The 11,854-nt window shown below is 72.7% G+C and carries 9 protein-coding genes and 1 pseudogene; 8 read left to right on the top strand and 2 right to left on the bottom strand.

What is annotated here, in order from left to right:
• Positions 1-369: 369 nt before the first annotated feature.
• On the bottom strand, positions 370-1,014 hold the full coding sequence (locus VR45_RS33150; RefSeq protein WP_045943600.1) for an HNH endonuclease: 645 nt from the start codon (positions 1,012-1,014) through the stop codon (positions 370-372).
• Positions 1,015-1,481: 467 nt separating this feature from the next.
• Here VR45_RS33150 and VR45_RS33145 point away from each other — a divergent pair, with 467 nt between their 5' ends.
• Complete coding sequence (locus VR45_RS33145) at positions 1,482-2,696, top strand: mechanosensitive ion channel domain-containing protein (RefSeq protein WP_078897070.1); 1,215 nt, start codon at positions 1,482-1,484, stop codon at positions 2,694-2,696.
• 77 nt (positions 2,697-2,773) lie between these two features.
• Here the strand turns inward: VR45_RS33145 and VR45_RS49365 are convergent, their stop codons facing one another.
• Positions 2,774-3,340, bottom strand: coding sequence for a tetratricopeptide repeat protein (locus VR45_RS49365; protein ID WP_045943599.1), 567 nt, complete (start codon positions 3,338-3,340; stop codon positions 2,774-2,776).
• A 297-nt stretch (positions 3,341-3,637) separates the two neighbouring features.
• On the opposite strand from VR45_RS49365, the gene VR45_RS33135 reads away from it, so the two are divergent.
• From VR45_RS33135 to VR45_RS33105, 7 genes and pseudogenes are all read left to right on the top strand, one after another.
• Entirely contained in the window at positions 3,638-4,825 is a 1,188-nt protein-coding gene (locus tag VR45_RS33135) for an ROK family transcriptional regulator (RefSeq protein WP_045943598.1), read from the top strand.
• A gap of 141 nt (positions 4,826-4,966) precedes the next feature.
• Positions 4,967-6,328 carry an ABC transporter substrate-binding protein gene (locus VR45_RS33130; protein ID WP_078897065.1) on the top strand — a complete coding sequence of 454 codons (1,362 nt, stop codon included), beginning with the start codon at positions 4,967-4,969 and terminating at the stop codon, positions 6,326-6,328.
• Positions 6,329-6,366: 38 nt separating this feature from the next.
• Positions 6,367-7,317, top strand: coding sequence for a sugar ABC transporter permease (locus tag VR45_RS33125; RefSeq protein ID WP_045943597.1), 951 nt, complete (start codon positions 6,367-6,369; stop codon positions 7,315-7,317).
• Positions 7,318-7,338: 21 nt separating this feature from the next.
• Complete coding sequence (locus tag VR45_RS33120; protein WP_045943596.1) at positions 7,339-8,262, top strand: carbohydrate ABC transporter permease; 924 nt, start codon at positions 7,339-7,341, stop codon at positions 8,260-8,262.
• Positions 8,262-9,553, top strand: a pseudogene (locus tag VR45_RS33115) (6-phospho-beta-glucosidase). Before VR45_RS33120 ends, VR45_RS33115 begins: the two are co-directional and overlap by 1 nt.
• A gap of 196 nt (positions 9,554-9,749) precedes the next feature.
• Positions 9,750-10,769, top strand: coding sequence for a BadF/BadG/BcrA/BcrD ATPase family protein (locus VR45_RS33110; RefSeq protein WP_045943595.1), 1,020 nt, complete (start codon positions 9,750-9,752; stop codon positions 10,767-10,769).
• Positions 10,770-11,072: 303 nt separating this feature from the next.
• Complete coding sequence (locus VR45_RS33105; RefSeq protein ID WP_045943594.1) at positions 11,073-11,663, top strand: hypothetical protein; 591 nt, start codon at positions 11,073-11,075, stop codon at positions 11,661-11,663.
• Positions 11,664-11,854 lie beyond the last annotated feature (191 nt).

Here is an 11,854-nt window from a genome sequence, read left to right as displayed (position 1 = left end):
CGGTGACGCCGCCGACCGGGCAGCCGGGCGGCGGCCAGCAGTCGGGCGGCCAGACCGACGGTCCGGGGGGCGGGACGGCGACCACGCCGCCGGCCGTGCCGACCCCCTCGGCCTCCCCGACCGGGCCGACCCCCTCCCCGACCGCCACGGGCGCGGGTGGCGGTGCCGGTGCCGGTGCCGGCACTCCGAGCGGCAGTCCGACCGGTTCGCGGCCGAAGCCCTAGCTGTTCCGTCCCGTCGCGGCCGAAGCCCTAGCTGTTCCGTCCCGCACGAGGGCGAACGGCGGGCCGCCGCGCTCCCCGGTGCGGGGTGCGCGGCGGCCCATGAGGCGTACCGGGAATATGACGGGCAAGCCCTTGTGGTGCGGACTCAGGCGGAGAGCGGTTCCGAGTGCTCACCGCGGCGGACGGGGGCGGGGTGGCCGGCGTGGGCCCGGCCGAGTGGGACCGGGTGGGCCGGGTCGGTATGGTCGTGGTGTTCGTACTCGCCCCACTGCGGGGCGCGCAGCTGGTCGTTCCCGCCGTACGGCTCCAGGTAGGGCCGCCAGCGCGGGTCCTTGATCCCGGTGCCGATGATCCGCCAGGCCAGGCCGCTGGGCGGCGCGGGTGGTCGTTTCATCCGCCAGCCGAGTTCGGTGAGGTGGCGGTCGGCCTTGGTGTGGTTGCAGCGGCGGCAGGCCGCCACCACGTTGTCCCAGCGGTGCTGGCCTCCCCGGCTGCGCGGGATGACGTGGTCGACGCTGGTGGCGGCGGCCCCGCAGTAGACACAACGACCGTGGTCGCGGGCGAACAGCGCCCGGCGGGTGAGCGGGACCGGCCCGCAGAACGGGACCCGGACGAAGCGGGTCAGTCGGACGACGGACGGCGCCGGAAGGGCGCTGGTGGCGCTGTGCAGAGTGACCCCCGAGTCCTCCAGGCTGACCGCCTTGTGATTGAGGACGAGGATGAGTGCGCGGCGCATCGATACGACGCCGAGTGGCTCGTAGGACGCGTTGAGGACCAGGACATGCGGCACGGATGCCTCCTTGGACGCCTGCGGCGCGTGGCTCGCGCCGGGACGAGCGGTTCGATCACGCAACGGGTGCGTGATCCACCCCAGTGTCGCCTTACGCCTTTGTACGGCGCCACCACTCCTGTGTAACGGACCGGATGTGAACTCCGGGTGTGGGTTCTGTCATACCCGGTATGCCCGGGGGAAGCGCGAGTTGCACTCCGGTGCCCCTCCGGGGTGTCGCCGGGGCGCCGACGGGCTGTCGCTGGGCCAGGTGGAGCAGCGCGGAACGCGGCGTGCGGGGCGTTGACGGGGCGTCCGGAGGGGTGCGCACGCCCTGCGGCGGGCCGGCCCGGCCCGTTCGGCGTGTCAAGCCCGCGGTCGGACGGCGGCTAGGGTAGGCAGACGGTCCGCAGGCCAGGGGCGTGCCAACCCCGGGTGGGCACCGCGGCGGCGGACCGGGTCACGACCCCTGCAGGAAGGTCCCGCACGTGTTCCGCTCCGGTGTCGCCGGCCTCCTCGCCGACGCGTCCACCACGACGCCGGCCTCGACGCCCGCGCCGTCCCCGACTCCCACGGCCCCGGAGTTGCCGGACCTCAGAATCCCGACCAGCGCGCAGGAGGTCTCCGACACCACCCGGCAGGCCGCCAGCTGGTTCGACTCGCACTGGCAGGACTGGCTGGCGAGCGGCGTCCGGATCGTCTTCATCATCGTGCTGGCCCTGGTGCTGCGGGCGATGGTGCGCAAGGTGATCACCCAGCTGATAACGCGGATGGTGCGGCCGGGCGAGAACGAGGACGAGCCCAGCCGGCTGGGCGGGCTGCTGGCCAACACCGGGGTGGTCAACCCCGAGCGGCGCCAGCAGCGGGCCGAGGCGATCGGCTCGGTGCTGCGCAGCGTCGCGTCCTTCTCGATCCTGGGCACGGCGGCGCTGATGGTGCTGTCCGCGCTCGGGGTGAACCTGGCGCCGCTGCTGGCGAGCGCCGGTGTGGCCGGTGTGGCGATCGGTTTCGGCGCCCGCAACCTGGTCACCGACTTCCTCTCCGGGGTCTTCATGATCATGGAGGACCAGTACGGCGTCGGCGACGAGATCGACACCGGGGTGGCCACCGGCACGGTGCTGGAGGTCGGCCTGCGGGTGACCAAGCTGCGCGGCGCGGGTGGCGAGATCTGGTACATCCGCAACGGCGAGGTGAAGCGCATCGCCAATATGAGCCAGGGCTGGTCGACCGCCTCGGTGGACGTCCAGGTCGGCTACAAGGAGGACCTGGAGCGGGTCGAGGCGCTGATCAAGGACACCGCGGAGACGCTGGCCAAGGAGTCGCCGTTCGACGAGCTGGTCTGGGCGCCGTTCTCGGTGCTGGGCGTGGAGTCGGTCGCGGCGGACTCGGTGGTGCTGCGGGTCGAGGCGCGGACCGCCCCCGGCAAGTCGCTGAGCGTGGGGCGGGCGCTGCGCCAGCGGCTCAAGGAGGTCTTCGACGAGGCCGGGATCAAGGTCAAGGAGGAGGTCGCGCCGGCCGTCGCCGCGGGCGCGGCCGCCGGGACGGCCGCCGCGATGGTGCTGAGCACGGCCGCGGCGCCGGCGCCGGGCACCGACCCGGCCCCGCCGTCCGCGCTGGCCGACCCGTCCTCGGCGGGCTACAAGGCGGCGACGCCGATCCCGGCGCCACCGTCCGCACCGGTCGACCCGACCAGGGCTCCCTGACCTCGGGCGCAACGCCACCTGGGCCCCGTCCCCGAGCCGCTCGGGGACGGGGCTCCGCACTGCCCGGGGGCGGGGTGTCAGGCCCTAGGTGCCGCTGCCGCGGCACCGCCGAGCAGCAGTTCGACCCGGTCGAGTGCCGCCTGCGTCGACTCGACCAGCTCGGTGTTCCCCTTGGCGATCCGCAGCTCCAGGGCCTCCTGCAGGTGGCTCCTGGCCTCCGCGAGGTCGCCGCGCTCCATCAGGTGCTTGCCGGTGTGCTGGAGCGCGAAGTCGAGGAGTTCCGGGTGCCGGCTTCGCGCGGTGTTCAGCGCGCTGCGGTAGAGCGCGTCCGCCGCCTGCACGTCACCGGCGTAGCGGTGCGCGTCCGCCAGGTTGAGCCCGGTGGCGACGACCGCTCCGGTGCTGCCGATCGCCGTGGCGAGGTCGAGCGACTGCCGGAGGAACGTGCGGGCGTCCTCATGGTGGCCCAGGCACATCTCGCCGAGGCCGATCCATCTCGTCAGGGCCCGGGTACGCGCGGGGTCGGTCTCCTCGGGCGAGGCCCGCAGTTCCTCACGCAGTCGGCCGACCGCGGCGGCCAGCTCGTTCCGGTCGGTGGGGACCATACGCAGGCTGTCGTCCTGCGTGATGAGGTGCTGGAGCACTTGACCCTCCCTCGTTCGGTTCTGCTCAGCGTGGCACTGCGGCTCGTCGGTCTGCTGACGCACATCGGCCCTACCGCGAATTCCGTCGCCGCTTCGGCCGCGCCGAAGCGGCGACGGGCGGGGTTTCGCAGTGCCCGGAGGCCGTCCGGTAACGAGTCGGCATCCTCCGTGCGAAGGGCCATTGACACTCCGCTGACGGGGCCCGTACGGTCCTGTCCCAAGCGACTGGAAAGTTTCCTAACAGTTCGCCGCTGGTCCGACCGGAATACCGGCCGCCCCGAGGAGGAGGATCGTCGCGTGACCAGAAGCCACACCAAGGCCCCCCTCGCCGGCACTCCCAGCCTGCTGCGGGCCATCAACGACCGCGCCGCGCTCGAACTGCTGCTGGCGAACGGACCGCTCTCCCGCACCCAGATCGGCACTCTCACCGGGCTCTCCAAGCCGACCGCCTCCCAGCTGCTGGCCCGGCTGGAGGCGGCCGGGCTGGTGCTGCCGGTGGGGACCACGGCCGGCGGGCCGGGGCCCAACGCGCAGCTGTACCAGGTGAATCCCGCCGCCGGTTACGTCGCCGGACTGGACGTCACCAACAGCCACGTCCGGGTCGCGGTCGCCGACATCAGCGGCACCACCCTCTCCGAGCACGTCGTCCCCACCAAGGGCTGGCAGGCCGCCGCGACCGTGCCCCGGGTGGCCGCCGCGGTCGCCGAGGCGGTCCGCGCCGCCGGGCTGGCCGAGGACGCGCTGCACACCGTGGTGATCGGCGTCGGCGGCGCGCCCGACCCGGTCACCGGCAAGCTGCGCTACGCCTCGCACCTGCCCGGCTGGCACGCGCCCCGGCTGGTCGAGGGGCTGGCCGAGGCGATCGGCGCGCCGGTGACGATCGAGAACGACGTGAACCTCGCCGCCGTCGCGGAGCAGTCCTCCGGCGCGGCCGGCGGCTTCGAGGACTTCGTGCTGCTGTGGGCGGGCGAGGGCACCGGCGCCGCGATCGTGATCGCCGGCCGGCTGCACCGCGGCTTCACCGGCGGCGCCGGGGAGGTCGGCTACATGCCGGTGCCCGGCTCGCCGGTCCGGGACGTCCGCCGGCGCAACTCCGGCGGGTTCCAGGAACTGGTCGGCGCCCCCGCCGTCCGGGCCCTGGCCAAGGAGCACGGGTTCGCCGCGCCGACCGCCGAGGAGGCGGTCGCCCGGGCCCTCGCCACCCCGGGCACGGGAGACGCCTTCCTCACCGAACTGGCCGTCCGGCTGGCCGTGGGCCTGGCCGTGATCGTCGCCGTCGTCGACCCCCGGCTGGTGGTGCTCTCCGGCGGGGTCCCGACCGCCGGCGGCGAACGGCTGCGGGCCCTGGTCGAGGAGGAGCTGGCCAGGATCTCGCCCGCCCGGCCCGAGGTCCGGGGCAGCGCGCTGACCGGCTCACCCGTCCTGATCGGCGCGCTGGCCCGCGCGCTGGCCGCCGCCCGCGAGGCGGTCTTCTCGACCCACTGACGTCCGACACACAGCCCGACGCACCGCCCCAGGCCCGACGCACAGCCTGCACCGCTCGACCCTGCACCCACCTCTCCCCATCCCGAACGCGGGACCCGAGGCAATGACGCCTGCCCGCGGCACCCCCAGGAGGACCTCGAAGTGCAATCCACCACCTCCCCCGCCCGCAGAAGCCGCCGGACGCTCGCCGCGGTCACCGGCAGCGCCGTCCTCGCCCTGCTCGCCACCGCCTGCACCGGCAGCAGCGACGGCGGCGGCAGCGACGACTCCGCCAGTGGCAAGGACGTCACGATCACCTTCTGGCACGGCTGGAGCCAGGACTCCGAGGTGAAGGCGATCAACGACAACATCGCCGCCTTCGAGAAGGCCCACCCCAACATCCACGTCAAGGCCGTCGGCAACATCGCCGACGACAAGGTCAACCAGGCCCTGCGGGCCGGCGGCGACGACGCCCCCGACGTGGTGTCCTCCTTCACCACCAACAACGTCGGCATGTTCTGTTCGACCAAGGCCTTCGTCGACCTCAAGCCGCTGCTGGCCAAGGACGGCATCGACGCTGCCAAGACCTTCCCGGCCGCGATGCTCAACTACACGCAGTTCCAGGGCAACCAGTGCTCCCTGCCGCTGCTCGGCGACGCCTTCGGCCTGTACTACAACAAGAAGGCCTTCGCCGACGCGGGCATCGCCGCCCCGCCGAAGACCTTCACCGAGTTCGCCGAGGTCGCCAACAAGCTCACCGTCCCCGAGGGCGACGGCTACAAGCAGCTCGGCTTCATGCCGCTCTACCACGGCTACGAGTCGACCACCGAGCACTTCCTCGGCCAGTACGGCCCCACCTACTTCGACCCCGCCGGCAAGTCCACCGTCGCCACCGACCCGAAGGTCGCCGCGATGATGAAGTGGCAGAAGAGCATGGTCGACAAGCTCGGCGGCTACGACAAGCTGGAGAAGTACCGCGCCACCTTCGGCGAGGAGTTCAGCGCCAAGAACCCGTTCCACACCGGCCAGGTCGCGATGGCCATCGACGGCGAGTGGCGCACCGCCTCGCTCGCCACCGACAAGCCGGACTTCGAGTGGGCCACCGCCCCGTTCCCGGTGCCGGACGACCAGCAGGACACCTACGGCCGCGGCTACCAGACCGGCACCATCGTCGGCATCGCCAGCACCAGCAAGAAGCAGGCCGCCGCCTGGGAGTTCGTGAAGTTCCTGACCACCGACACCGACGCGGTCGTCTCCTTCGCCAACGCGATCCACAACGTGCCGAGCACCTTCGCCGCGCTGGAGTCGCCGAAGCTGATCGCCGACGAGAACTTCAAGACCTTCGTGAACATCGCCAAGCACGCCAGCTCCGGCACCACGCCGGCCGTGGTCAACGGCGGCGGCTACCTGGTCTCCGTGCAGAACCTCGGCTACGACTACGAGTCCGGCAAGCAGACCGACCTCACGGCCGGCCTCACCGCCACCGCCAAGGAGATCGACGCCGCCATCGCCCAGGCCAAGTAGCGCGCACCCCGCACGCCCGGCCCGTCCTCGGAGCTCCCATGTCACTCGCGTCCGCCACCCGCAAGGGGGCCGGAAGCGCCGCCCCGGCGGCCCGCACCCTCGCCTTCCTCTCCCCCTGGCTGATCGGCTTCAGCGTCTTCTTCCTGTACCCGCTGATCTCGACGATCTACTTCTCGTTCACCAAGTACAACGGCTTCGGCTCGCCCACCTTCACCGGCCTGAAGAACTGGGACTACGTCTTCAACGACCTCCCGGCGTTCTGGCAGGGCCTGCGCAACACCCTGTGGCTGGTCGTCGTCATGGTGAGCCTGCGGGTGGCGTTCGGTCTCGGCATCGGGATGCTGATCACCAAGATCAAGTCCGGGGTCGGCTTCTTCCGGACCGCCTTCTACCTGCCGTACCTGGCCCCGCCGGTGGCCGCCACCGTCGCCTTCGCCTTCCTGCTCAACCCCGGCACCGGCCCGGTGAACCACTTCCTCGGCGAGATCGGGCTGCCGCAGCCCGGCTGGTTCGCCGACCCGAACTGGTCGAAGCCCGCGCTCACCCTGCTCGCCATGTGGGGCGTCGGCGACCTGATGGTCATCTTCATGGCGTCCCTGCTGGACGTCCCGAAGGAGCAGTACGAGGCCGCCGAGCTCGACGGGGCCGGCCCGTTCCAGCGGTTCCGCTACGTCACCCTGCCGAACATCTCGCCGATCATCATGTTCGCGGTGGTCACCGGCGTCATCCAGACCATGCAGTACTACACGCAGGCCTTCGTCGCCGGGAGGGTCGCCGCCGGCAACGCGGGCAACTCCGGCCAGCAGTTCGAGCCCGGCTACCCGAACGGCTCCACCTGGACCCTGCCGCAGATGGTCTACAACCTCGGCTTCCAGCGCTTCAACTACGGCGCGGCGTGCGTCGTGGCCCTGGTGCTGTTCGTCATCTCGATGGCCGTGACCTCGGTGCTGATGCGCCGCAAGTCCGGCTTCATGGCCAGCGACGACTAGCGGCCCAGTGAGGACACGATCATGACTCTCAGCTCGACCCTCCCCTCCGAGGCACCCGGGAAGCGGACCGGCCGGGGCGTCACCCGCGGCCCCGTCACCGCCGCCGAGCGGGTCGCCCGCCGGCGCGCGCTGCTCAACTGGGTGGCCGTCCACTCGCTGGCGATCGCCGCCGGCCTCTTCTTCCTGCTGCCGTTCGTCTTCGTCTTCCTCACCTCGGTGATGACCGACAGCCAGGCACTCACCACCGACTACTGGCCCACCTCCTGGAACTGGGGCAACTACGGCAAGGTCTGGAACACCCCCGGCTTCCTCACCTGGTGGCGCAACACCCTGCTCTACGCGCTCGCCGGCACCCTGCTGACCGTCGTCTCCAGCCTGCCGGTCGCCTACGCCCTCGCGAAGTTCCGCTTCCGCGGCCGCAACCTGGCGATGATGGCGGTCATCTCGATGATGATGCTGCCGCCGCAGGTCACCATCATCCCGATGTACCTGTTCTGGGCGAAGCAGCTGGGCCTCGGCGGCTCGCTCTGGCCGCTGATCATCCCGATGGCCTTCGGCGACGCCTTCTCGATCTTCCTGCTGCGGCAGTTCCTGCTGACCATCCCCAAGGAGTACATCGAGGCGGCCCGGATCGACGGCTGCGGCGAACTGCGCACCCTGCTGCGGGTGGTCCTGCCGATGGCCAAGCCGGCCATCGCCGCCGTCGCGCTGTTCCAGTTCTTCTACTGCTGGAACGACTACTTCGGCCCGCAGATCTACGCCAGCAGCAACCACGACGCCTGGACCCTCTCCTACGGACTGGAGTCCTTCAAGGGCGCCCACCACACCAACTGGAACCTCACCATGGCCGCCACCCTGCTGGTGATGGCCCCGGTGATCGTCCTCTTCTTCTTCGCACAGAAGGCCTTCATCGAAGGCGTGACACTGACAGGGGTCAAGGGCTGATGTCCGCACTCAAACTGGCCATCATCGGCGGCGGTTCGACGTACACCCCGGAGAGCTGATCGACGGCTTCGCCAGGCTCCGCGACACCCTGCCGATCGGCGAACTCGTCCTCGTCGACCCGGCCGCCGACCGGCTGGAGCTGATCGGCGGGCTGGCCCGGCGGATCTTCGCCAAGCAGGGCCACGGCGCGGTCGTCACCACGACCACCGACATCGAGGCCGGCGTCGCGGACGCCGACGCGGTGCTGCTGCAGTTGCGGGTCGGCGGACAGGCCGCCCGCAACCAGGACGAGACCTGGCCGCTGGAGTGCGGTTGCGTCGGCCAGGAGACCACCGGCGCGGGCGGCCTCGCCAAGGCGCTGCGCACCGTCCCGGTGGTGCTCGACATCGCCGAGAAGGTCCGCCGCGCCAACCCGGACGCCTGGATCGTCGACTTCACCAACCCGGTCGGCATCGTCACCCGCGCGCTGCGGGAGGCCGGCCACAAGGCCGTCGGCCTGTGCAACGTGGCGATCGGCTTCCAGCGCCGCTTCGCCAAGCACCTCGGCGTCGACCCGGAGCTGGTCCGGCTCGACCACGTCGGCCTGAACCACCTCAGCTGGGAGCGCGGCGTCACCCTGCTGGACGCGCCCGGCGCGACCGGCGGCCGGGAGGTGCTGCCGGAGCTGCTGGCCGGTTTCGGCAAGGAGATCGCCGACGACATCCGGCTGCCGCAGCGGGTGGTCGAGCGGCTCGGCGTCGTGCCGTCCTACTACCTGCGGTACTTCTACCAGCACGACCTGGTGGTGGAGGAGCTGAAGGTCAAGGGCTCCCGGGCCGCCGAGGTCGCCGAGATCGAGCGGCAGCTGCTGGAGCTGTACGCCGACCCGGCCCTCGACACCAAGCCGGAGCTGCTCGACCGGCGCGGTGGCGCGTTCTACTCCGAGGCCGCGGTGCAGCTCATCGCCGCGCTGCTCGGCACCGGCGGCGGGACCTCGGTGCAGGTGGTGAACACCCGCAACGACGGAGTACTGCCGTTCCTGCCCGACGACGCCGTGATCGAGGTGCCGGCCGAGGTCGACGCGGCGGGCGTGCGCCCGCTGCCGCAGCGCCCGCTGGAGCCGCTGTACGCCGGCCTGGTCGCCGCCGTCACCTCCTACGAGCACCTGGCCCTGGACGCCGCCCTGCGCGGCGGTCGCGACCGGGTCTTCGACGCACTGCTCGCCCACCCGCTGGTCGGCCAGATCGAACTCGCCGACCGGCTCACGGACCGGCTGCTCGCCCACAACCGCGAGCACCTCGCCTGGGCCTGACCCGCCCGGCCTCCGCGCCGGTCCCGTCCCGGCGCCGGACGGGCCCCCGGACCCCCGGCCCGCACCCCGTGGGGGGAGTGCGGGCCGGGCCACCGGCGGCCCGGCGGCCGGCGCCCGGCGGACGCCGGAAGGAGAAGCCATCCCCGGCCGGGAAAGACCCCCGGCCGGGCCACGTACGACGAGCCGCGGGGACCCGATGACCCACCAGCCCGAACCACACCTGCCCGGCGTCCTCGCCATCGACGCCGGCAACTCCAAGACCGACGTCGCCCTCGTCGGCGCCGACGGCCGTGTCCTCGGCTCCGCCCGGGGCGGCGGCTTCACACCGCAGAAGACCGGTGGCGTCGCCGCCGTGGCCGGCCTCGCCCCGCTGGTCGAGGAGGCCGCCGCGGCCGCCGGGCTGACCGGCTGGACCGGCCCGCTGACCAGCCACGTCAGCGCCTGCCTGGCCAACGCCGACCTCCCGGTCGAGGAGGAGGGCCTGCGCGTGGCGCTGGAGTCCCACCCCTGGGGCGTCAGCAACAGCGTGGTCAACGACACCTTCGGCCTGCTGCGGGCCGGCACCGACGGCCCGCGCGGGGTCGCCGTCGTCTGCGGCGCCGGCATCAACTGCGTCGGACTGCTGCCGGACGGCCGCACCGCCCGCTTCCCCGCCCTCGGCGAACTCACCGGCGACTGGGGCGGCGGCTCCGGCCTGGCCGTCAGCAGCATGTGGCACGCGGTCCGCGCGGAGGACGGGCGCGGCGGGCCGACCGCGCTCGCGCCCGCGATCGCCGAGCACTTCGGCCTGCCCAGCGCCGTCGCCGTCGCCGAGGCCGTCCACCTCGGGCACCTGCCGTTCGCCCGGCTGCACGAGATCGTGCGGGTGCTGTTCGCGGTCGCCGGGGAGGGCGACCGGGCGGCACTGGAGCTGATCGACCGGCAGGCCGACGAGATCGCCCGGCTCGCGCTGGTCGCCCTGCGCCGCCTCGACCTGCTGGACACGCCGACCCCGGTGGTGCTCGGCGGCGGAGTGCTGGCCGCCCGGCAGTCGCTGCTGCTGGACAACCTGACCGCCCGCCTGGCGCGGGAGGCGCCGCTCGCGGAGCCCCGGGTGGTCGTCGCGCCGCCGGTGCTGGGCGCGGTCCTGCTCGGCCTGGACCACCTGCGGGCCGGGCCGCAGGCGCAGGAGCGGGCGCGGCGGGCCTACGACCCGGCGCACCCGGTGGCGGCGTAGCCGCGCTCGCCCGCTCCCCGTCCTCCGCTCCCCCGCTCCCCCGCTCTCCGCCCTCTGTCCTCCGCCCCCGCCGGGCCCGCACGCCCGGCGGGGGCGGTCGTGCGTCCGGGAGGGAAACAGTGGGGGGCGGTGGCCGGCGGAGACGGTGGAGCGGGAGCGCCACCCCGACAGCACTTTGCAAAGTGCTGTCGGGACTTTGCAAAGTGCTCCGGGGCGGTGGTGGCGGTGAAGCGGAACCGGTCGGACGGATTCCACGTGTACGCGGGTGTCTCGTCCGGTCACGTTCCTGGAAGACTCATCCCCATGACCGCGCCCCGCCGCCTCCTCCTCGCCGTGCTGCTCTGCTGCGCCGTCACCACCGGCCTGTCCGCCTGCACCCCGATCGACGAGGACCCGACACTGGCGATGTCCTCGGACGAGGTCGGCGACGCCTACGACGCCGAGGACACCGACGACATCGAAGACCCCGGGGAGGGCGGCTACCCGGACGCCGAGGAGTACTGGTCGGCCCCCGAGGCCGGGGCCGACCTCGACCTCGCCTCCCCCGCCGTCTCCCCCACGGCTTGCACGACGGGGGCCGGGCACCGGGTGGTCAAGGTCCTCGACGTCCGGGACGGCCGGCTGAGCGTCCGCCCGGTGCCGCCCGGCTGCCACCCCGACGCCGAACCGGTCGACCTCGCCCTGGCGGCACACGCCACCGCCACCCTGGTCGACCTCCCGCACGACGAGCCGGCCAAGGAGGTCCAGTTGCCCGTCCTCCTGGACCACCTCGACACCTGTCTGTCCGGCGGCGAGCCCGAGCTCCCCTACGCCTGCTACGGCGACACCTACGACCTGGTCGTGGACGCCCGCGGCCGGATCACCCGGATCCGGGAGCTGCGGGCGTCCTCCTGAGCCGTCCCGCGTGGGTGGCGGCACCGGCCCCTTTCGACGGCGCGGCTTGACCTCACGTGCGGTTGAGGTTGTCGGATGGTTCGTGACCGGTTCGAGCCACGCGGTCGATGCCCAGTCAGCGGCGTGGTCCTGGACCGGTCCCGGGGGCTGCCTCCGATCCTGCGATCGTGCCAGGAGGCGGCCCCCTCTCC

The sequence above is a fragment of the Streptomyces sp. NRRL S-495 genome, assembly GCF_000966955.1.
GTDB classification, from domain to species: domain Bacteria; phylum Actinomycetota; class Actinomycetes; order Streptomycetales; family Streptomycetaceae; genus Kitasatospora; species Kitasatospora purpeofusca.
The sequence above is the reverse complement of the archived record's forward strand: the minus strand, read 5'-3'. Positions and strand labels throughout refer to the sequence as shown.

Excerpts from the sequence above, each read along its gene's own strand:
- VR45_RS33105 (WP_045943594.1), top strand. The coding sequence starts at position 11,073 with ATGACCGCGCCCCGCCGCCTCCTCCTCGCCGTGCTGCTCTGCTGCGCC.
- VR45_RS33110 (WP_045943595.1), top strand. The coding sequence starts at position 9,750 with ATGACCCACCAGCCCGAACCACACCTGCCCGGCGTCCTCGCCATCGAC.
- VR45_RS33125 (WP_045943597.1), top strand. The coding sequence starts at position 6,367 with ATGTCACTCGCGTCCGCCACCCGCAAGGGGGCCGGAAGCGCCGCCCCG.
- VR45_RS33120 (WP_045943596.1), top strand. The coding sequence starts at position 7,339 with ATGACTCTCAGCTCGACCCTCCCCTCCGAGGCACCCGGGAAGCGGACC.